General features: G+C 42.2%; 20 protein-coding genes and 4 tRNA genes. 5 read left to right on the top strand and 19 right to left on the bottom strand.

Annotated elements, in window-relative coordinates:
• Positions 1–28: 28 nt before the first annotated feature.
• The 11 genes from MHB69_RS19035 to MHB69_RS19085 form a co-directional block, all read right to left on the bottom strand.
• Positions 29–493 (bottom strand): GNAT family N-acetyltransferase, encoded by a 465-nt coding sequence (locus MHB69_RS19035; protein ID WP_034283585.1) that lies wholly within the window; start codon positions 491–493, stop codon positions 29–31.
• Positions 494–561: 68 nt separating this feature from the next.
• Positions 562–1,749: a trypsin-like peptidase domain-containing protein gene (locus MHB69_RS19040; RefSeq protein WP_103132535.1), complete on the bottom strand. Its 1,188-nt coding sequence runs from the start codon at positions 1,747–1,749 to the stop codon at positions 562–564.
• An 81-nt stretch (positions 1,750–1,830) separates the two neighbouring features.
• Complete coding sequence (locus MHB69_RS19045) at positions 1,831–2,625, bottom strand: MBL fold metallo-hydrolase (RefSeq protein ID WP_034283589.1); 795 nt, start codon at positions 2,623–2,625, stop codon at positions 1,831–1,833.
• A gap of 6 nt (positions 2,626–2,631) precedes the next feature.
• A complete protein-coding gene (gene yycI / locus MHB69_RS19050) occupies positions 2,632–3,495 on the bottom strand; it encodes a two-component system regulatory protein YycI (protein WP_217008633.1) in 864 nt (287 codons plus the stop codon).
• Positions 3,482–4,861, bottom strand: coding sequence for a two-component system activity regulator YycH (yycH, locus tag MHB69_RS19055; protein ID WP_217008632.1), 1,380 nt, complete (start codon positions 4,859–4,861; stop codon positions 3,482–3,484). Before yycH ends, yycI begins: the two co-directional genes overlap by 14 nt.
• Positions 4,851–6,689, bottom strand: a complete 1,839-nt coding sequence (walK, locus tag MHB69_RS19060; RefSeq protein WP_024424029.1) for a cell wall metabolism sensor histidine kinase WalK — start codon at positions 6,687–6,689, stop codon at positions 4,851–4,853. Before walK ends, yycH begins: the two co-directional genes overlap by 11 nt.
• Before the next feature lie 7 nt (positions 6,690–6,696).
• A complete protein-coding gene (gene yycF / locus MHB69_RS19065; RefSeq protein ID WP_024424030.1) occupies positions 6,697–7,404 on the bottom strand; it encodes a response regulator YycF in 708 nt (235 codons plus the stop codon).
• 347 nt (positions 7,405–7,751) lie between these two features.
• Positions 7,752–7,824, bottom strand: a tRNA-Phe gene (locus tag MHB69_RS19070).
• 27 nt (positions 7,825–7,851) lie between these two features.
• A tRNA-Asp gene (locus tag MHB69_RS19075) sits at positions 7,852–7,928 on the bottom strand.
• An 82-nt stretch (positions 7,929–8,010) separates the two neighbouring features.
• Positions 8,011–8,082: transfer RNA gene (locus tag MHB69_RS19080), tRNA-Glu, on the bottom strand.
• A gap of 6 nt (positions 8,083–8,088) precedes the next feature.
• A tRNA-Lys gene (locus tag MHB69_RS19085) sits at positions 8,089–8,164 on the bottom strand.
• 343 nt (positions 8,165–8,507) lie between these two features.
• On the opposite strand from MHB69_RS19085, the gene MHB69_RS19090 reads away from it, so the two are divergent.
• Positions 8,508–9,032, top strand: coding sequence for a peroxiredoxin family protein (locus tag MHB69_RS19090; protein WP_024424031.1), 525 nt, complete (start codon positions 8,508–8,510; stop codon positions 9,030–9,032).
• A 28-nt stretch (positions 9,033–9,060) separates the two neighbouring features.
• Here MHB69_RS19090 and MHB69_RS19095 read toward each other — a convergent pair whose 3' ends face one another.
• The 7 genes from MHB69_RS19095 to MHB69_RS19125 all read right to left on the bottom strand — a co-directional run bounded on the left by MHB69_RS19095 (position 9,061) and on the right by MHB69_RS19125 (position 16,017).
• On the bottom strand, positions 9,061–9,258 hold the full coding sequence (locus tag MHB69_RS19095) for a hypothetical protein (RefSeq protein ID WP_342495866.1): 198 nt from the start codon (positions 9,256–9,258) through the stop codon (positions 9,061–9,063).
• Entirely contained in the window at positions 9,183–10,319 is a 1,137-nt protein-coding gene (locus MHB69_RS19100; protein ID WP_342495867.1) for a DUF418 domain-containing protein, read from the bottom strand. Before MHB69_RS19100 ends, MHB69_RS19095 begins: the two co-directional genes overlap by 76 nt.
• Before the next feature lie 137 nt (positions 10,320–10,456).
• Complete coding sequence (locus MHB69_RS19105) at positions 10,457–11,746, bottom strand: adenylosuccinate synthase (RefSeq protein WP_024424032.1); 1,290 nt, start codon at positions 11,744–11,746, stop codon at positions 10,457–10,459.
• A gap of 255 nt (positions 11,747–12,001) precedes the next feature.
• Positions 12,002–12,415: a VOC family protein gene (locus MHB69_RS19110; RefSeq protein WP_046312594.1), complete on the bottom strand. Its 414-nt coding sequence runs from the start codon at positions 12,413–12,415 to the stop codon at positions 12,002–12,004.
• Positions 12,416–12,544: 129 nt separating this feature from the next.
• Positions 12,545–13,909 carry a replicative DNA helicase gene (gene dnaB / locus MHB69_RS19115; protein WP_003214779.1) on the bottom strand — a complete coding sequence of 455 codons (1,365 nt, stop codon included), beginning with the start codon at positions 13,907–13,909 and terminating at the stop codon, positions 12,545–12,547.
• 400 nt (positions 13,910–14,309) lie between these two features.
• Positions 14,310–14,846 (bottom strand): hypothetical protein, encoded by a 537-nt coding sequence (locus tag MHB69_RS19120; protein WP_342495868.1) that lies wholly within the window; start codon positions 14,844–14,846, stop codon positions 14,310–14,312.
• A 226-nt stretch (positions 14,847–15,072) separates the two neighbouring features.
• A complete protein-coding gene (locus MHB69_RS19125; protein WP_342495869.1) occupies positions 15,073–16,017 on the bottom strand; it encodes a DUF4885 family protein in 945 nt (314 codons plus the stop codon).
• Between the two features lie 107 nt (positions 16,018–16,124).
• Here MHB69_RS19125 and MHB69_RS19130 point away from each other — a divergent pair, with 107 nt between their 5' ends.
• A complete protein-coding gene (locus tag MHB69_RS19130; RefSeq protein ID WP_070326252.1) occupies positions 16,125–16,982 on the top strand; it encodes a hypothetical protein in 858 nt (285 codons plus the stop codon).
• A gap of 161 nt (positions 16,983–17,143) precedes the next feature.
• Here MHB69_RS19130 and MHB69_RS19135 read toward each other — a convergent pair whose 3' ends face one another.
• A complete protein-coding gene (locus tag MHB69_RS19135; RefSeq protein ID WP_024424038.1) occupies positions 17,144–17,362 on the bottom strand; it encodes a hypothetical protein in 219 nt (72 codons plus the stop codon).
• Between the two features lie 534 nt (positions 17,363–17,896).
• Between MHB69_RS19135 and MHB69_RS19140 the strand changes: the two genes are divergently transcribed.
• From MHB69_RS19140 to dhbC, 3 genes are read left to right on the top strand one after another with little or no spacing between them, the layout of a single operon-like run.
• Positions 17,897–18,781: an alpha/beta hydrolase-fold protein gene (locus MHB69_RS19140; protein ID WP_268456247.1), complete on the top strand. Its 885-nt coding sequence runs from the start codon at positions 17,897–17,899 to the stop codon at positions 18,779–18,781.
• A 4-nt stretch (positions 18,782–18,785) separates the two neighbouring features.
• Positions 18,786–19,571, top strand: coding sequence for a 2,3-dihydro-2,3-dihydroxybenzoate dehydrogenase (locus MHB69_RS19145; protein ID WP_111927493.1), 786 nt, complete (start codon positions 18,786–18,788; stop codon positions 19,569–19,571).
• A gap of 25 nt (positions 19,572–19,596) precedes the next feature.
• On the top strand, positions 19,597–20,775 hold the full coding sequence (gene dhbC, locus MHB69_RS19150; protein ID WP_342495870.1) for an isochorismate synthase DhbC: 1,179 nt from the start codon (positions 19,597–19,599) through the stop codon (positions 20,773–20,775).
• Positions 20,776–20,785: the final 10 nt, after the last annotated feature.

Consider the following 20,785-nt stretch of genomic DNA (forward strand, 5'->3'; position numbering starts at 1 on the left):
CGCTTTCTGCACGGTACTTCTTCTTTTTTTATAAAGGTTTACTCATATAGATACCGGTTTCTGCAAATCCCGTTTTCTCGTACAGCGAACGGGCGATTTGATTGTGAGCAAAGACATGGAGCGAGAGCTTTTGCACACCTAATGACTTTGCCTGCTCCTCTAATGCAGCAATGGCCTGCTTTGCAAATCCTTTTCCTCGATAAGCTTCAAACAAAATAAAGTTATAAATAAACCCTTCGTGCTGCGGGTGATTCGGGTCATAGCAAAGCCAAACCCAGCCAATCGCTTCATCTCCGTTTAAGAAATTCCACAGCTCATGATGCTCTGTCTGAAGACCTTCTGGAAGCAGCCTGTCAAATTGTTCTTCTGCGTTCGCAAGTGATTCTTCCTTTTCCCATGTCCCTGCGAGTACCTTTTCTTCCGCGTACCGCTGAATGGCTTTCTCCATCAATACATCGTAATCAGTTTGTGACATCCGTTGTAGTGTAACCAATCGTACCGCCCCCTTTCCTTCATCATATGTCAGTCATGCCAAAAAAACCAGTTCCTAGTTGGAACTGGTTAGCCGCCATATCGGTCGGTTTGAGAAAGTTTGATCTCTGCTGATTTTTTCTTTCCGCTTCGATAAAACTGCACCTTTACCTTGTCGCCGACCTTCCTTTGATATAAATACTTACGAAGATCTACGATATTCTGTACACTCTTGCCATCAAAGGAGGTCACGACATCCAGCTCTTTTAGTCCCGCTTTTCCTGCTGGAGACAACGGCTCAACACTCATGACAACGACCCCAGATGTAACCTTAGATGGCAGTTTCAACGTTTCCTGCCAGTGATAGCTCGCAATATCTGCTAATGATTTCATGCCGACGCCAAGATACGGACGCTTTACCTCTCCGTAGCGCTCTAAATCCTCTATGACAGGGATGACCAGATTCGCTGGAATAGACAGCCCGATTCCTTCTACCTCTGATTCAGCAATCTTCATTGAGTTGATGCCGATCACTTTTCCGTCCATATTGATCAAGGCCCCACCGCTGTTTCCAGGATTGATGGCGGCATCTGTTTGCAGTACTTCTGCATTCCAATCCGTCTGTCCGTCCCCATTTGAATCCACAGGGATCGCACGCTCCGTGCCTGAAATGACTCCTTGTGTGACAGAACCTGCGAATTCAAGCCCTAATGGATTTCCAATGGCGATGACTGGCTCACCCGGCTTCACATGATCTGAGTTACCGAAGGCTGCCGTTTTCTTGATTTTATCACTTTTGACAGTGAGAACTGCTAAATCCATGAGTTGATCGCTGCCAACAAGATTGGCACTAATTCTTGTCCCGTCATGGAGGCTCACTTCAAGCTGGTTGGCGCCTTTGATGACGTGATGGTTTGTGACAATATAAAACGTGTCACCCTTTTTTTTATAGATCACACCTGACCCGCTGCCTGCTTCTCCGCCTTCCTCCCAAAAGCTCGACTTTTGGATATTAATGACGCCGACCACCGTATCTGACATATTAGACACCACTTTCGTGACAGCATCATTGACGTTTACATTCACAGTTTTTAAAGGGCCCTGAGATGCTTGTCCATCACCGTTCTGCTGCCATCCAAAGGGACTGCCGCTCTGTCCAGATACATAGGGGAAAAAGAATCCCATTAAAAAAGCTCCTACCAATACACCGATCAAACCAGAAAGAAAATATCCTTTTCTGCTTCGTCTCGGCTTCCACTCTACATCGCGATAATCCACTATGTTTCCTTCCTTTCAGTGAATAGATGATGTATATAGTGTTGGTAAGAAGCTCTTATCTTAATCATACGATTGTAAAAATCATACGGCGCAAAGCGGGGTTGCTTTTTTCGGGTCCGTATCAAATAAATCAAAGCCGTCCCCCACAACAAAGCCCTTCATTTCAAGCGTCTGCTGGACCGCCATACGGGCTAAATCCTTCATGTTGTTATCTTGACTCAAGTGAGCCAAATAAATGCGTGAGGTGGCATCTCCAATGACATCTGTCATCGCGAGAGCAGCATCTTCATTTGATACATGTCCGACATCACTCAGAATTCTGCGCTTAATGCTCCATGGGTAGCGGCCCATTTGCAGCATCCCGACATCATGATTGCTCTCAAACACAAACGTATTGGCTGACTTAATAATGCCTTTCATGCGGTCACTCACATAGCCTGTATCTGTCATGAGGGCAAGTTTGCGCCCTCCATAATGGAACACGTAAAACATAGGCTCTGCCGCATCGTGTGAGACGCCAAATGACTCGACATCAAGGCCGCCAAAGGATTGAACGGTCTCCATATCAAAATGGAATTTCTGCTCTGTGTCAATCTTTCCGATATGAGACTCCATTGCCTTCCATGTTTTCGCATTTGCATAGACAGGAAGCTTGTACTTTCTTGCCATGACACCAAGCCCTTTAATATGATCGGAGTGCTCGTGTGTCACAAAAATGCCGTCCAAGTCCTCAGGCTTGCGGTCGATTTGGCTAAGCAGCTCGACCATCTGTTTGCCGCTTAAACCAGCATCCACCAAAAAGGCATGCTCGTCTGTTTCTAAATAAAAAGCGTTCCCCGTACTTCCGCTCGCTAGTACACTGAACTGCAAGCTCATGTTCTCTCACTCCATTGAAGATTTGTCATCTTTCTCTATATGATCAAGTGTTGAGCCATCAATGGCATTGATCAAATATTCTTCTTCTGTCTTTTTCTTTGAACCTGCTGATACGCCTTCAAGCTCCACCCGCCAAACAGGAACCATGACTTGCGTGCTTGCCCCCGGGTATTGCGTATAGTAGCCAAGCTCTACCTTTTTCACGGTCGTGTTTTGACTCAGCATATTTTGCGTATATAAGTCTTTCACGGTTTCAAGTGCTGGGACAAGGGTTTCTTTTCTCACTTCATTAATCGATGTCACCATTGATTGCTCATATGAGACGATTTCGTTTTGATCGTTGAGATTTAAGGTGATTTGCCCGATGGTTTCGGTGTCATCAAGGCCTTCTTGGAAGATGTATTTTCCTTTATACGTTTGGAAAAAGACGATTTTCCCTGTCTCTTCATCTATACTCCACAGCTTATAATTCTTCCCATCCAGCAAACGCTGGTTCACAAGGTTCGTCGCCGCTGTTTTGATATCCTTTTTCGGCAAGGCAACGGGTTTGTTGAAGGTCATTTCAAGCAGCGTGACAGGATCATCTTTGTCTGTTTTCGGGAATTTGCTTTTCGCCTTTTGATCAGCTAATCCGTCGACATCCTTTTTCGTATATTGCTTCTTTTCAGCTGTAATGCGGTATCCAATCTTCGCTTCATCTGATAGATTGCCATATTTGATCCCGTCTGCCTTCATTTCTTCCAGCGTATCCGTTTTTTCGATAATCGCAAAATGATCGGTTGACCGTTTTTCAAAGTATTGAAAACCTAGAAAGATATCGAGAACGAGAAAGGCTAGGATAAAGATCGTTTTGGTCTTATTCCACTCCATGATTCTCGCTCCCCTCTGTCAAAAGATCATTCGATAGAATCACGGTTTTGCCGTTATATTTCATGCACCATACAGGCTCCAGCCAGACAAACATTGCTTGATCTTGATCTGATGCAGTTGAAGCAGCTTGATATGCAGGGAAAATCTGTTCAATTTTCTCCAGATCATCATATTTCGTCTGCTTGATGATCAAGTCCTTCAGCTCTGTCCCGTTCATCAGCTTGACCTGTTCACTTTGACTCGCTTTATTGCCAAGAATATAGTTTGGGCGCTTGTAATTCAAAATGTCATCATTCGCCCATTGTACTTCAAGGGAGGTCATCCCAAATGGATGCTCTGTACTGTTCACAATCGGCAGACCGTCCATAAACATATTAAAGGACAGCTGCTGGTTGCTGTTGATGCCAAAATATTGATAGTCATCAGTAAAGCTTCCCGTATCATTGAAATATTTCACGCTTCGCTTAATCAAATCCCCCGTTTGGAAAACAGTGCTGGAATTGATATTGCGGTGCTGATATTGAATACGGTGGTCTTTTTGATTGGCTTCAAGGCGGCTTGTGCCATCTGTGTACACCGTCCGGTTTAAATTAGATTCCTCACCGACAAGGCTCGGGTCCGTAAACAAAGCGTCTTTGAATTTATTTGTCTTAATCGTTTCGATAAAGAACATCTTCGCTTCAAGCTGCTTTTGCTTTCTCGGAAGAAGGAAATCTCGTTTAGAATTCGTTGAGAATGTATAAAGATCATAGCGCGGCATCTCGTTTTGAGCGGCTGCGATACTGTTCATTAGATTACGGTAATTGGCGGACTCAATTGTCAGCTCAAGCACCGTCTCCTTGCTGTATGAGACCAAATACACTTTCTTATTGGCCTTATCCTGCTGGGCGAACGGCACGATCATTCGATCAAACGAGTTGTATTCAATGGACTTGTTCGGCCATTTAAAGAGCGCTTGAAAAATATCAATTGGAATCGGATCATTGAACACAAGATCCAAAGTCTTCCCTTGTCCTTCGCGTCCATAGAAGAAATTCTTAAATTTCTGCTCGGAATATTGATCTGACACATCATTAATCTCTTTGACATCCCAAAGGCTCACATCATTCCAAAAGTTTTGAAAGAGTTCCTTTTGATCCACTTTAAAATGCTCCCCATTTGAATGGATGAACATCTCGCGCGGCTTCACGACATCAATGAGACTTCTAGGCTCGTCGCTTGAAATCTTCTTCGTTTCCACGACCTGTGTGCCGGTATCTGCCTGATCCTGCATGACGGGCTGGAACATCCAGATATTCCACGTAAATACAAGACTGATCGCAATTAGGATTGTCAATATTATGGTTTTAAAGGTCTCACGCTTCATCCCAATCATCCTCTTGTTCTTCATTGTACGGAAGGGTAAAGGTCACCGTTGTCCCTTTTCCTTCAATGCTGTCAGCCCAAATATCTCCGCCATGAGCCTGAACCATTTCTTTTGCAATCGCAAGACCGAGGCCGGTTCCGCCAAGCTTTCTTGTTCTTGCTTTATCCACCCGATAAAAACGTTCAAAGATTTTATCCATATCCTTCTTCGGAATACCGATTCCTTCATCTTTTACGCTGAATAACACAAGGCCTTTCTCCTCATCCAAATCGACGGTAAACGTGATGTGTCCACCCTCTGGTGAGTATTTCATGGCATTGGAAATGATATTATCGAGCACCTGAGTAATTTTATCTTGGTCGATTTCCACATATACTTCACGCTGCGGCAGGTTGCGGATAAAATCGACATGCTGCTCCTTCGTCATTTCAAAACGATCAATGACGAGCGAGATAAACCTGATAAAGTTCGTCCACTCACGGTTGAATTGATAATCCTTGCTGTCGAACTTAGACAGCTGCAGCAGGTCATTAACAAGCCGGATCATGCGCTCAGTTTCATTTTGCGTGACACTGAGGAATCTTGGCGCAAGCTCTTTATCACCAATCGCACCTTCAGCCAGCGCCTCAAGGTAGCTTCGCATCGTCGTCAGCGGTGTGCGCAGCTCATGCGATACGTTCGCGACGAATTCACGGCGTTCAGCATCAATTTTCTCCTGCTCTGTGACGTCATAAATGACCGCAATTAAGCCATCAATTTTCCCATGCTCTTTCTGAATGACGGAGAAATTCACACGCAATACAGACAGCTGATCTTCGCGCTCAATTTCGATCAGCATGGAATCTTGATTTTCGACTAAATCTTCAAATGTATGAGTTTCCTCTAAGCCAAGCAAAGACGTGATCGGCATCTCTAGTGCTGTTTCACGTGAAACATTTAACAGCTCTAATGCAGGGCTGTTTAATAGAATAATTGCACCGTTTTGATTCGTTGCGATGACACCGTCCGTCATATAGGCAATGACAGAAGAAAGCTTTTTCCGCTCCCCCTCCGTCATCAGCTGAGCTTCCTCCAGCTCTCTCGTCAGATGGTTAAAGGTTGTCGCAAGCTGGCCAATCTCGTCATGTCCATACTTCCGGACCTTTCTGGAGAAGTTCCCTTTGGCAAGCTCGATCGCCTGCTTTCTCATATCTGAAATAGGATGAGTGATCGTTCTGAAGATGAAGATACCAAGTAGAGCAGTCGTCCCAAGTGCAATCAGTGTCCCAGTCGCTAAAATGGTGTTAATGGTTCGCATTTGGTTAAACACACTTTCCATTGAAGACACAACATAAATCACACCAACGGTCTCTTGGTTCTCATTTTTTACGGCTGTCGCAGAAATACGCACCCTTTTATTTGACTCAGGGTCATAGAATTTTTTCTCATAGTCTTTGCCGACCGCGAAAATACGGCTAATGATTTGATCAGTGATTTTCTTGCCGGCAATCTCTTGGCTGCCGTTATTTACAGAAGCAATGACCTCTCTGCTTTCGTCAATATAGCTGACTTCAGAGATTTCATTAGACTCATCTTTGTTGTTAAAATCGTTTAATATCTTTTGAGCATCCTCTTTTAATTCTGCTTTGCTTTTCGATGAATCTTGTTCTAGGTAATACGATAACGAGTAGATTCGCTGATTCAAGGAATTATCATATGAATTAATTAAGGACTGCTCTAGCTGCTTCACAAAGTACACGCCAATGATCTGCATGGCGACGATGATCAGCAGCACGTAAATCAAGGTCAATTTGAAGTGAATCGAGCGAAAAAAACCTACTTTACTCATAAGAATCTTAGTCCTGCTCTGGGTTTCTTAAATAGTAGCCGACGCCTCGTCTTGTCACGATCCAGCTCGGGTGGCTAGGGTTGTCTTCAATCTTTTCACGAAGACGGCGGACTGTGACGTCTACTGTACGGACATCTCCGAAGTAATCATAGCCCCATACGGTTTGCAGCAAGTGCTCACGTGTCATGACTTGTCCGATATGTTTCGCTAAATAATGAAGCAGTTCGAACTCACGGTGCGTCAATTCAATCGTTTCCTCGCGCTTAGACACCACATACGCATCTGGATAAATAACAAGTGATCCAACCTCAATATCATTTGATTCAGATTCTTCCTCCGTCTGCGGAGCAGCGGTTTGTCTTCTCAAATTCGCTTTCACGCGGGCAAGCAGCTCACGTGTGCTGAAAGGCTTTGTCACATAATCATCTGCGCCAAGCTCAAGGCCGATGACTTTATCAATTTCAGAGTCTTTTGCTGTCAGCATGATAATCGGCATATCATATTTCTTTCTCACTTCACGGCATACTTCAACACCATCTTTATTCGGCAGCATAATGTCGAGCAGAATAATGTCCGGCTTGATTTCTTCTACCATTTCAAGGGCTTCGTTTCCATCATATGCACAATGAACCTCATAGCCCTCTTTCCTTAAATTAAATTCCAATATATCAGCAATCGGTTTTTCATCATCTACGACAAGAATCTTTTTTTCCATTGTGATTTCCTCCTGCATTTTTAGCATCTATGTCATTCCATTTTGCATGTATCATTACACCTTTTCCATTTATGAAAAAAAGGCTCACTGTCTATTATAACGTTTTACGAGGCAAAGATAAAAATAATAACGGCTTTCTTTTCTAGTAAACGTTGGATAGGAAGGCGCCGCTCGAAAAAATTGATGACTTTTTCCTTTTTTATTGAAACTTTTCCAATCACCAGCCGTCTATATAGATGTAACGTCTTCTTCTTATGGAGCCGGGCCCTACCTAGGTCCGGCTTCTCCCTTTTTATGCCTTCTTTTCATAATAAAAACGCACCTGCGATTGCAGATGCGTTTGGAAGTGGCTCGGGACGGAATCGAACCGCCGACACACGGATTTTCAGTCCGTTGCTCTACCAACTGAGCTACCGAGCCATCATCAAAAAGATGAATATGTATAAATGGCGGTCCGGACGGGACTCGAACCCGCGACCTCCTGCGTGACAGGCAGGCATTCTAACCAACTGAACTACCGGACCTCAGTAACTTGCCCGAAAAAGCAATCGTGGTGCTCCTTCAAGCAAGTGAGGAAAAAATTAGCTTAACGCTAAAGTAAATCAATGACCCGTACGGGATTCGAACCCGTGTTACCGCCGTGAAAGGGCGGTGTCTTAACCGCTTGACCAACGGGCCAATACATGGTGAGCCATGAAGGACTCGAACCTTCGACCCTCTGATTAAAAGTCAGATGCTCTACCAACTGAGCTAATGGCTCTCGGCTTGTGAAAAGTGAATCTGAAGAAGCTGTATTGCGCCAAACCAATCGCTTTAAAAAAGCTGGAACATCGCATCCTAACAAGTTTCAGAGACCTTTGCAACAACGAGATTTATAATATCATAGAGTAAATACATATGGCAATACGTTTTTCGACATTTTTTTAAAAAAAGTGTCGGATTTAAATATCTTCTATCAAAGCTCCCACTTCTGCAACCGCCTTCATTAGATAGCCCTTTTCTTATGTCTTCTGCCTACTCAAACACATAGACACGTTTCAGGCCGCTCAAAAATGGCTATACATGAAACAAGTGACATTGTCATTGAAAAAGGAGGAAGCAGTATGAGTTCATTCAAATTAGGAGATAAAATGCCCAACTTTTCACTTCCAACAATACAGGGCGATCACATTGATTTCGACAAACATTTAGAGGAGCATCAAAGCTGGCACCTGATCGTCTTCTTTAGAGGGTCTTGGTGCCCGGTATGTGTAGAAGAATTAAAAGAGCTCGAACAGCAGCAGTCATACTTTCAGGACAAGGATATTCACTTGATGGCGATTTCAACGGATAACCCTGATGACTTGAAGGCATTTGCGGATAAAGAGGGACTATCCTTCCCGATCATGTATGACCATGATCTCACGTCATTAAAAGCATATGAAGTCCACTATCACGGGGAAGATGCCCCATATGAAGATCACGGGGTGCACGGTGAACCTGCTTATTTCTTATTAAATGAAAAAGGTCAAGTGCTCTATCAGCAAAGACAAACAAGTCCGTTTGGCAGACCGCATGCCAACGAACTACGTAAAATCATTCAGTACATCCGTAAAAATTTAAAAGGCCAATATAAAAGCCTGAAGTAAGGAAAAAGCCCTCGCGATGAGGGCTTTTTTATGAACGTTTTTTGTTAAATAGCCAGTCAGCGGAGAAAAAGACAAGGAGTCCCGCCATTAAAATGACAAAAGTAACCGGTGGTCTGTCACCTTGGAAAAACGCGTACAGCGCATGCCCTCCTAATGCCAGAAGATAAAAGACAAATGCCGGCGAAGTGCCCGTGAACGGATATATTCCATTGGTCCAATTCTCCAAACCTTTAGGCAAACTGCTGAAATCGCGATTTGCAGAAGTGAAATCAACAGCCATGCCAATACAATAAGGGGCGCATTGATTTGACCGCCAAGACCCAATCCCCAGCTATAAAAAAGAATGGAACAGATGACATTTTGCAGGATGTAGCAGCTAAGCGCCATTTTCCCTACATATTCAAACCAAGTCCACATGAACCAAGACTCCGTGCGTGCGAGGAGCTTCGCAATGACAGCTATATAGAAAATAGAGAGAAATGGTGAAAAGGCGTAGCGAACCACAAATTCCACTAAATCGTTCGGTACGAAAACTAGTGCATTCAGCGGCAGACCAATCCACAGTCCGATTCGGAACAATATTTTCCGGAGAGATTGTCCGCGTTCATTTCCATAAAATACACCGGCTCTCATCATCCGCACACCCAATAAAAACAGAAATGTGTTCATTGGAATAATAAAGATCGCTTCTTCTCGATACATGAAGAAGTATTGTAACCGTTCTTGAATCTGCGAGATCCATGTCTCTGGCAGCTGCTCTTCCAGCGCCGGTTCACCGCTTTGATCATCAGTCGCTGACTCCATTTCAGAGAAGGAGTACACCATCAGACATGACGTGACAAGCAGATGCATCACACCTGAGAAAATCATGCCCTTTTTGATGCGCCTGCTGCCTCCCCGTACAATGTAAGCCACAAGCAGCCCCGTAACGGCATAGCTCATGAGCACATCATATTCCATTACAAGCGCAAAATGGACAAAGCCTTCGATAAATAAAAATAAAAGAATCCACAAATAAGTACCCGGCCAAGGCGTGTCCTTCCTTTTTGCCTGCTGGTATTTCAGCTCCAATCCAACACCAAACATGATCGTGAGCAGCGAGAGCATTTTTCCATAAACGAACATGGAGACAAGACTTTCTAGAAAACTGCCATTTTCATATTCATCCGCAATCTGATCTGTCGCAAAGGTATCCCCTGCATACGCAAAAAACCAGACGTTCGTTCCCAAGGTGCCTAGTATGGCAAAACCTCGTAAAATATCTAATAATCGTATTCTTTCTTTCACTAGAACGCTCCTTCCCTCCTATACAGTTATCATATTTTGGTAATGACCGGAAGTCCGTTCTAGTGAAATTAAGGAATATTTAAACAAAAAAACACCAGTAAAATGCGAGATTTTACTGGCGCTTCATCAATCTATTCTTATGGACGGTACACGCTGCGGACAACGTTCGTTTGTGAACGATCTGGTCCGACTGAGAAAATGGAAAGTGGAATACCTGTTAATTGTGAAATGCGTTCTAAATAATGGCGGGCATTTGCAGGCAGCTCACTTAAGTTCTTCACACCTGTAATATCCTCTGTCCATCCTGGCATTTCTTCGTAGACAGGCTCACATTTCGCTAATTCATTTAGGCTTGCTGGGAATTCCTCAGTGATTTCTCCATTCAATTTATAAGCGACACAGATTTTCAATTTTTCAATCCCTGTTAGTACATCAATTGAGTTAAGAGATAAATCTGTAATTCCGCTCACACGGCGTGCATGGCGGACAACAACGCTGTCAAACCAGCCGACACGGCGCGGGCGTCCAGTTGTCGTACCGTATTCACGGCCAACCTCACGAATTTGATCACCAATTTCATCATGGAGTTCTGTTGGGAATGGGCCATCTCCAACACGTGTTGTGTACGCTTTTGACACGCCGACTACATGTTGAATTTTTGTTGGTCCTACACCAGAACCAATTGTCACGCCTCCAGCTACCGGGTTAGATGACGTCACAAATGGGTATGTCCCTTGATCGATATCAAGCATGACCCCTTGTGCTCCTTCAAATAGCACGCGGCGGCCTTCATCTAGTGCATCATTCAAAACAACAGATGTGTCTACGACATATTTTTTCACTTGCTGGCCATATTCATAATACTCGTCTAAAATATCTTCAATCTTGAAGCCTTCTGTGTCATACATTTTCTCTAAGAGACGATTTTTCTCTTCTAGATTACGTGCAAGCTTCTCTTCAAATACTTCACGATCTAATAGATCTGCGACGCGGATACCAACGCGGGCAGCTTTATCCATATAAGCTGGTCCGATTCCTTTTTTCGTCGTACCGATCTTGTTAGCCCCTTTCCGCTCTTCTTCTACCTCGTCCAATTTTAAATGGTAAGGCAGAATAACATGGGCTCTATTGCTGATTCTGAGGTTATCTGTACTCACATTCCGTTCGTGAAGATACGCAAGCTCAGTGACCAACGCTTTAGGATCAACCACCATTCCATTACCGATGACACAAGTTTTCTCTTTATAAAAAATACCGGATGGAATGAGGTGTAGCTTGTATGTCACTCCATCAAATTTGATCGTGTGACCTGCATTGTTTCCCCCTTGATAACGGGCAATCACCTCTGCATTTTCTGAAAGGAAATCGGTAATTTTCCCTTTCCCTTCGTCACCCCACTGCGTACCTACTACGACTACTGAAGACATATCGTGCACCTCCGTTAACCTTTCAAAACGTTATCTCTTTCAAACACATTTATTTTATCAATGCACAACGAAAAAGTCAACGTGAAATCCGAACATTAATATCTCGAAATCAAATTTTGTTCGTTTTAAATATAAAGAAAAGCGCTTTAATCACTTTTCCAGTGCTTAAAAATGGAGATTTTGAGCAAAAACAACTTTTTATCGTTTCCATCTGTTCATCAACATAAAAAAGACCCCCAACAATGGACGTCTTTTTTAAACAGGTGTAATACCATCTGTGTTCATCAGCACAACTCGATACCCATCTGGGTCTTCAATGGTTGCTCCTCCCCGGTCCCAGTATGGATTCGTTGAGGTGACAAGCCGTCCGCCAAATGAGAGCAATCTCTCTTTCATTTGCTGAAATTCTTCTGCATCTGGAATATAGAAAACAAGCAGCTGTTCTGGATGCGGGACGGGCAGGCTTTCTTCTTCTTCATGTTTGGTGATTTCTAAATGAACATGCTGGTGAGGCAGCCCGAGCATCACACCATCGTACCCTTCATGCTGATCAAATGAGCCTATTCGTTTGAGCCCTAAGCCTTCTTCATAAAAGGAAACAACCTCTTTCATGTTGACGGTTGGGCGTGCGATACGTAATTGAGCGGCTTCAAACTGTTGAAATTTCATCAGTCTTCACTCCTTTTCTCCTTTTAGTATACGCTCTCTCTTTTTCTCTCTCCTCCTCATTTTGATTGTTTTTTCAATCATTCTTTCGATGTAGATCAACCAAAAAAGCCCAGCTTCTTGAGCTGGGCTTTAAGCACCGGGCGGAACACCCGCATCATCAAATCTTCTTTCCAGATTGACGAATTTGTTATATTCTTTGACGAACGCCAGTGATACTGTACCAACTGGACCGTTACGCTGTTTGGCAATAATGATTTCGATAATGTTCTTATTCTCTGATTCTTTGTCATAGTAATCATCACGATAAAGGAATGCCACGATATCGGCATCCTGCTCGATACTTCCTGATTCACGAATATCAGACATCATCGGACGTTTGTCCTGACGCTGCTCTACCCCACGGGAAAGCTGAGACAAGGCAATAACCGGAACTTCAAGCTCCCTTGCCAGCGATTTTAATGCCCTAGAGATTTCAGAAACCTCCTGCTGACGGTTATCGCTTGATCGCCCGCTCCCTTGAATGAGCTGCAAGTAGTCAATCAGGATCATGCCAAGACCATTTTCTTGCTTCAATCGGCGGCATTTCGAGCGAATTTCACTTACTCTGATTCCAGGTGTATCGTCAATGAAAATTCCGCTGTTTGACAGCGACCCCATCGCCATTGTCAGCTTGCCCCAGTCCTCTTCTGTCAGATTACCGGTTCTTAGGTTTTGTGCATTGATATTCCCCTCTGCACAAAGCATACGCATAACGAGCTGCTCAGCACCCATCTCTAAACTAAAGATAGCAACACTTTCGTCCGTTTTGGTCGCGACATTTTGGGCAATGTTCAATGCGAAGGCGGTTTTCCCTACTGATGGACGGGCCGCTACAATGATTAAATCATTTCGCTGGAATCCAGCTGTCATCCGGTCAAGCTCAGAGAAACCTGTTGGAATCCCTGTGATATCGCCTTTGCGATTATGAAGCTGTTCAATATTATCGTATGTTTGAACAAGAACGTCCTTAATGTTTTGAAAGGCTCCTGAGTTTTTACGCTGCGCCACTTCCATAATGGTCTTTTCCGCATCGCTCAACAGGTCCTCTACTTCATCCTCACGCGTGTATCCATCTTGTGCAATGGTTGTCGCCGTACGGATCAGACGTCTTAAAATGGATTTCTCTTCTACAATTTTTGCATAGTATTCAATGTTTGCGGCAGTTGGGACAGAGTTCGCAATGTCGGTTAAATACGAAATCCCGCCTACCTCTTCTAGTAAATCTGTATTGGCAAGCTCAGATGTCACCGTGACAAGATCGACCGGTTCTCCTCTATCGCCAAGTACAAGCATCGCATTGTAAATCTTTTGATGCGACATTCTATAGAAATCCTCTGGAATTAATACCTCAGAAGCGAGCGTTAGCGCAGATGGTTCTAAAAAAACAGCACCTAATACGGCCTGCTCGGCTTCTATATTTTGCGGCGGCAGCCGGTCATCGAGAAGTTCCGTCATGCCAAGCACCGTCCTTTCATAAAAAAATACGCTACTCATCATTTTAACATTTTCATCAATAAAAAAGTGAAAAACATCGACTATAGTCAAAATTACCATGAGGATGTTTTGTTGAACAGTGTGGTTTTTGAAAAGACAATGTGTTAATAGTGGTTTTGCTGGAACTCCTTCAGCTTGAATACCTTCGCTAAAAGAAATAGCCAATAAAAAAGTAAAATTATAATAGTCTTTTTCATGAACACACTCTCCAAAATTTATTTGAAACAAAATATAATATCAAACAACAAGGTAAATGAGACAAAAAAGAGCAGACCCATGAGGATCTGCTCTTCTATGTGATTATGTAATTTTTAATGCCAACATAGAAAGAATCAATAAACGCATTTTATTCACTCTTATGCTACCACTTATAGTTATATTCTAATGAGCCCTGTTTAATATTAATTTTACCAGAATTTTTTGCACTAACTAATTTAAATTTATAAGATTTCCCTTTTTTAGCAAGAGGTTTCCAATTAAACGTAACCCAATGGGTAGCATTCTTAGCTACACCTTTTCCATGATACTTACCATTAGCAGTATACATCCACACCTCAAGCTGTTTTGCATTACCCATTACTTCGACAGCCATCGAATCAGGATTTTTAAATGCAGCACCTTTCTTTACCCAAAGGTAATTTGAAAAGCTAGCCCTACCAAAATCATAAAATGAAAACCTACCATTTACTGATGTAGATTTAGCTGATATTACATCAGTAGAACCCTTATAAAAACTTTCAACGTCAACTAATTTGTTATCGGCATTATAATATTGAATATCCGCAATATTTTGCTCAATAGTATTATTTTTTGTATTTTCCTTAGCACTAATTATATTAGGTGAAGCAAGAAAAATAATTAAGATAGACATTAATGGTAAAAATAATATCTTTTTCATAAATAAACCCCCATATGTTTTTTATAGGCAATATTATAGCATACTTTTGTATTTGTTTTTTAATATTCTTCAATTTTTTAAAAACTAAATATATAGAAAAGACTCTGTAACATAAATTGTTATAGAGTCCTTCTGTATCGCTAATGGAATTTGGATTTTTTGCCGTTCACACATGTAATCGACGCTTCAACATGGCATGTTCGGATGCGTTTTTCTAGTCTATCGTTTACTTAACCCCATAATTCACTTTTTGCCCAATGTCTTGTAAAGAACCGTTTTGATAACCAATAGATAAAACCAAATCTGGAATGGAATCAAACCCGTTTTTCGCTAGGTCAAATAGCTGTGCTCCGTAATGTGAAGCGGCAATGCGCGCATTTTCTGCTGTATATGGATTTTTAAGAAGTTCTTCTTTGTATAGATCAAAAATATTCGTTCCGTTATCCGTTACAAATTGACCATTTACAATGCTTAAATCCTTTAAATTGTAGCCTGTGACCGTTTTGATTTGATTAACAAGATGGAACTTTGCTAGAGAATCCGGTGTGAATTGAGTAGAATCATCATTTCTGCTTTTCATGATATGGAAAAATAATTCTCTTGTATTGTTGGTTGTATTTAATAAGTCTTCTATTTGTTTCATCAGCGATTCGTCTTTTGAACCACTTACCACTAATTTAAAATTGTTCGGGTCAATGGTAAAGGTTAAATTTGTGTTTTTAGGAATGGTTATCCCGTTTTTAGAGAATAAATCTTGTATTTGTTCGTTGACCTTTTGCCGATTGAATATTTTTTTCTCTACGCTTTCTTGAGTAGGATCGTACCGTTTTTCGTTACGGAAGATGGCGTCATTAAAGTCATATTGACCTCCTTTTCCAGAATTAACCCAGCCAATCTCCATCGTATATGCAGCTTCTCTTTCTACTTTAGTTAGATCACTCCTGAAATAAGGAGAGCGTGGATTTCGATACTTATCGTGTATATGCCCATGAGGATTTTCGAAACGTTTATTTTGTTCATTTATTTTTTCGTATTTTTCATCTAGTATTTTCATCCGTCTATCAGATTCGGTCATCACCTCATTTGTACTTTTAATAGCTGATTGACCCTTATAGTCTATTCGGTTCTGATTGTTTAAAGCACCTGCCGTGTACGACGTATTAATATTCATTTTGATTCTCCTTTTTAAAAAATAGTGATTATTAAATATATCGGCAATTCAGTTAAAATTTGTTAGTTTCGATCCGATATAGTAATTATTACAAGGAGGGTTAAAATATGACAAATACTATCTTCAAACGTTTTTTGTTACCTGCATTGGTATTAGTGCTTGTTACTAGTTTTTTTGCACCTAATTCAGCAGAAGCAGCGATTACGGGGAATAACAGCCCTAACACAGCAATCTCAATGGGATATTGGAAAAATAGTCGCCCAGATACAACAATCTTACCTGAAGGTGAAAATGAAGCGTATTATCAGTTCACGATCAATAAGGGTGAAAGGGTCTATGTGCGAAGTTCGTATAATAAGCAATATACGGGGATGAAAATCGAGGTATATAATTCGAAGAGTTCTAAACCAGGGTCAAGAGTGATTAATCCTGATTCAGTAACACCCTTTATATTTGCAAATACTGGTGACGTTACTTCAACTTCAGAAACTTATTTTGTGAAAGTGACCCGTGGCTCATATACAGGGAATATGTATTTTACTGTCTCCATTCAAGATCGTATCAAATCTGGGAATGGGACATTCAATTTTACCGGGACTGCTACCAACTTGGGGAATTCATCTTTGAATCTAGCAGGTGTTGATTCTTCTGTCATTACAATGGATTTAACGAACAATTCTTCTATTCCTAACAATGCTATCGTTAAATCGATTTCAACAACTAGTACCCAATCGCCTAACCAAGGAAATGTCACACACAAACTGATGGCTGATGAAAACAAGATTTGGAACCAATCACTTTTTTCATCTGCAACAAGTGGGTCCTATCGTATTTCACTGGAAGATGAATTAAAAGTGGCTCAAAAATGGAGCTTTAAGTACAACGCAAAGGCTACTGCGAGATCTACTATGAGCAATGTCAAAGCCGATATCCGTTACGAATATGATGTCACAGATGGATTCTAATTGAATGGTGTTTACAGACATGTACACCAATTGATCAAAAAGTAAGGGGACATCCCTTACTTTTTTCATTTCCGCATTTTTGATGCTATATGATATTTGGCCAACTTTAAAACAGCACCGTCCTTTCATAAGAAATACGCTGCTCATAAAAAGTGAAGGTGTTAATGGTGGTTTTGCTTGAGGGCGTGTTGAAAGAGGAGGATGGTGATCATATCGGTGGCCCGCTGGTATAAATCCCATTGTTCATAGGCCGCAAATGTCATCCGTATTTCATGTAATGATTGCTTCATTTCTTGATATTCTTCCACTGTAAACGTATTTTTCAGTTTGAGCTGATGTTCAAGCAGTTTTAGCCTTAGCTTTCCTAATGGAGTTTTCATTCTGCCTACATTCCCTTCGATCTTGTTTTACTTAGAAAATTGTATATGAATTTACGCATGAGATTGAATAAGTTGTGAGATATGCTCACCAGCTTTTCGAAAAATTCTCCTCTTTTTTCCTAAAAATACAAGAAGGTCTATAGACTTATTTTTCCTCAAAATGATTTCAAGAAGAAAAACCTATATATATTCCTGAATCAAACAGAAGAAAATGGTAAATATCCCGTGACGGTCAAGGTCTTTTGGCATTTCTCCTCTTTTTAAATGACTCAGTCCGGCATTCCCTATTTCCATTCATTTGGTAGTTATTTAGTCCTTTATTTTCCGAAAATTTAGATCAAATTATCAATTACACCACTTAATGAACATTTGACTTCATAATTGATAACCATTATCATTTGATTTGCTTGCGTGATAATTGAGAATCATTTTCATTTGAAGGGACCATTCTTCAATCTCTACACTCATCCTATATCCGCAAGCCTGCTTTTATCAGCATATGAGAGTCAATTTGAGGAAGGGGATTTTTTACACATGTCCAAACGCCCTGAAGGAATGGGTACTGAGGATTCTCTTTTCGGAGAAAGCCGTCCTTTTTTTATACCCGGGACGGAGCAACTGGATATCACAGCACACCCATACAGACTTTTTATATTTAAACCGAATACTACTCCTCCAGCGGCTGGTTTTCCAGTCATGTACGTGCTTGATGGGAATTCACTTTTTGGCACAATGGTCGAAGCCATTCGTTTACAGTCAAGAAGACCCGAAAAAACAGGTGTTGTACCTGCCATCATTGTTGGAATTGGCTATCAGACAGAAGCGCCCTATCATCCGCTCAGGCATTATGATCTCACTCTAACCGGCCCTGACGCTTCCATTGGTGGCAAAAGAAAGGATTTCTCCACCCATACATATGGCGGCGCCTCTGCGTTCTTTTCTTTTTTAGAAAAGATTGTAAAGCCTTATATCGAGCAGCGCTTTCCGATCAACCAGAGTCGTCAAACACTATTTGGGCACTCTCTTGGCGGTCTTTTTGTATTACACACACTATTTGAGCACCCTGATGCTTATCAAACATATATTGCAGGCAGTCCTTCTATCCACTGGAACAAAAAATTATTTCTAGAAAAAGAACACCAATTCACCAGCCATATACGTCAGATGCCTATGGATGTCAGGCTGCTTGTAGGTGTAGGTGAGTTAGAAAAACATCATCCGTGTCAAATGAATGATCATGCAAATTCACTAGCAAATCGTATGCTGCCCTTATCCCCATATGGCTTGCATACAGCCTATCACGAATTCCCTAAAGAAGGACATACGTCCGTTTTACCGGTGCTGATGAATGACGCTTTTCGATTTGCACTCTATCATGATGATCCTTTCACAACCACAGACATGAAGGAAAGGCAGTGAACACATGAAACACAGTGGTCTATCTCAAAAAGTTGTCCTTATCACAGGCGCAGGACAGGGTATTGGACAAGCAGTCGCAAAAAGACTAGCCGAAGAAGGTGCGATTATTGCAGCAGTTGACGTAAAAGAAGATCAGCTGCAAAGCACCGTCCAGCAAATGAAGGATGAAGGCATACGTGCCTTTGCCTATCCAGGTGACATTACCGATCAAGCATCTGTTCAGCACATAGTCGATCAAATTGAAAAGCAGCTTGGCCCCATTTATTTACTGGTCAATGTAGCAGGCATTCTTCGAATGGGTTCTATTGACCAGCTTTGTGCAGATGACTGGCAACAAACTTTCGCAGTCAACACACATGGTGTCTTTTACGTATCTCAAGCTGTCTCCAAATACATGATGAAAAGATCAGAAGGGGTCATTGTGACCGTCAGCTCTAACGCAGGTGCCATTCCTAGAATGAATATGGCTGCCTACGCCGCTTCAAAAGCAGCAGCCACTTCATTTACAAAAACGCTTGGATTAGAACTGGCTGCCTATGGAATCAGGTGCAACGTCGTCTCTCCTGGGTCTACCGCAACGCCTATGCAATGGGCTTTATGGCCTGATAAACAAGGAGAAAATCAGGTGATTAAAGGTTCACTAGAGACGTATAAAACCGGTATTCCTTTACAAAAAATCGCTGATCCTCAAAATATCGCTGATGCAGTCATTTTCTTTGCATCTGAGCAATCCAGTCATATTACGATGCAGAATCTCACGATCGATGGCGGCGCAACACTCGGAATCTAGCATTTCATTAAAAGGAGGCTTTTTCATGAAACATCCATTATTGTCGTCCGAAGAAAAAGTACAATTGCTTCAAGACTATCAGCCAGGCGCTTTTTTTCTTGCTTCCCCTAAACGCACGATACTTGCCGAAGGGATTTTCCAGCATATTGAAACCAATCAGCTAAATGAACTATCCACAAGGGTAGCGCACGTATTTGAAGATGCCAAACAAGCTGGAATTCAAACACCGATTGTGGCTGGTGCTGTCCCGTTTGATCCGGCGCAGCCCGTTCGTTTAAATGTACCATTCCATGTACAGTTTAGTGATCCACTCGAATTTCAACAAGGTGATGAGGAGTCAGAAGCGGCATCGCCATCCTATGAGGTGACACCTGTCCCCGCTCCAGAGGTCTACATGAATGGTGTGAACGAAGGATTAGCTAAAATTGAGAACGGAGAGCTTAGCAAAATCGTACTCTCTCGATCTCTCCATCTCAAATCAAATCAAGACATTCCTACGAAAACAATACTCGAACGACTGGCTCGTCATAATACGACTGGCTATACGTTTGCTGCAAATGTAGCTGATCCGAAGGCTTCCCAAAAGCGCACACTTCTTGGGGCAAGCCCTGAGCTGCTCCTTTCTAAAACCGGTTCATCTGTGATTTCCAATCCACTCGCTGGTTCCCGGCCGCGCAGTTCGGATCCAATAGAAGACCAGCGCCGCCGCGATGAACTCCTTACCTCAGCGAAGGATTTACACGAGCACGCAGTGGTTGTTGAAGCTGTCACTAAAGCGCTTACTCCATACTGTCATACACTAGATGTGCCTGCATCACCATCCGTCATACAAACAGAAACGATGTGGCATTTATCTACTGTGGTCAAAGGTGACTTAATAGATTCCGGTGTGTCCTCAATTGATTTGGCGCTTAGCCTTCATCCAACACCCGCAGTATGCGGAACACCTACAGCAGATGCACGTGAAGCCATTGAAGCGATTGAACCCTTCGATCGAGGATTTTTCACAGGAATGATCGGTTGGGCAGATACAAATGGTGATGGTGATTGGATTGTCACCATTCGTTGTGCAGAAGCTGAGGGTCACTCCCTACGTCTCTTTGCTGGTGCAGGAGTGGTCAAAGGATCAAAGGCAGAAGAAGAGCTAGCTGAAACATCTGCAAAATTCAACACGATGCTTCACGCGATGGGCATCCATCAGTGATAAAAATAAA

The organism is Bacillus sp. FSL K6-0994 (genome assembly GCF_038630815.1).
Lineage (GTDB): Bacteria > Bacillota > Bacilli > Bacillales > Bacillaceae > Bacillus > Bacillus safensis.

Bases quoted from the DNA above. Each gene is read 5' to 3' on its own strand.
- MHB69_RS19045 (WP_034283589.1), bottom strand. From the start codon at position 2,625: ATGAGCTTGCAGTTCAGTGTACTAGCGAGCGGAAGTACGGGGAACGCT.
- yycI (WP_217008633.1), bottom strand. From the start codon at position 3,495: ATGGAGTGGAATAAGACCAAAACGATCTTTATCCTAGCCTTTCTCGTT.
- yycH (WP_217008632.1), bottom strand. From the start codon at position 4,861: ATGAAGCGTGAGACCTTTAAAACCATAATATTGACAATCCTAATTGCG.
- walK (WP_024424029.1), bottom strand. From the start codon at position 6,689: ATGAGTAAAGTAGGTTTTTTTCGCTCGATTCACTTCAAATTGACCTTG.
- yycF (WP_024424030.1), bottom strand. From the start codon at position 7,404: ATGGAAAAAAAGATTCTTGTCGTAGATGATGAAAAACCGATTGCTGAT.
- MHB69_RS19090 (WP_024424031.1), top strand. From the start codon at position 8,508: ATGAGTTCATTCAAATTAGGAGATAAAATGCCCAACTTTTCACTTCCA.
- MHB69_RS19105 (WP_024424032.1), bottom strand. From the start codon at position 11,746: ATGTCTTCAGTAGTCGTAGTAGGTACGCAGTGGGGTGACGAAGGGAAA.
- MHB69_RS19110 (WP_046312594.1), bottom strand. From the start codon at position 12,415: ATGAAATTTCAACAGTTTGAAGCCGCTCAATTACGTATCGCACGCCCA.
- dnaB (WP_003214779.1), bottom strand. From the start codon at position 13,909: ATGACGGAACTTCTCGATGACCGGCTGCCGCCGCAAAATATAGAAGCC.
- MHB69_RS19120 (WP_342495868.1), bottom strand. From the start codon at position 14,846: ATGAAAAAGATATTATTTTTACCATTAATGTCTATCTTAATTATTTTT.
- MHB69_RS19125 (WP_342495869.1), bottom strand. From the start codon at position 16,017: ATGAATATTAATACGTCGTACACGGCAGGTGCTTTAAACAATCAGAAC.
- MHB69_RS19130 (WP_070326252.1), top strand. From the start codon at position 16,125: ATGACAAATACTATCTTCAAACGTTTTTTGTTACCTGCATTGGTATTA.
- MHB69_RS19135 (WP_024424038.1), bottom strand. From the start codon at position 17,362: ATGAAAACTCCATTAGGAAAGCTAAGGCTAAAACTGCTTGAACATCAG.
- MHB69_RS19140 (WP_268456247.1), top strand. From the start codon at position 17,897: ATGTCCAAACGCCCTGAAGGAATGGGTACTGAGGATTCTCTTTTCGGA.
- MHB69_RS19145 (WP_111927493.1), top strand. From the start codon at position 18,786: ATGAAACACAGTGGTCTATCTCAAAAAGTTGTCCTTATCACAGGCGCA.
- dhbC (WP_342495870.1), top strand. From the start codon at position 19,597: ATGAAACATCCATTATTGTCGTCCGAAGAAAAAGTACAATTGCTTCAA.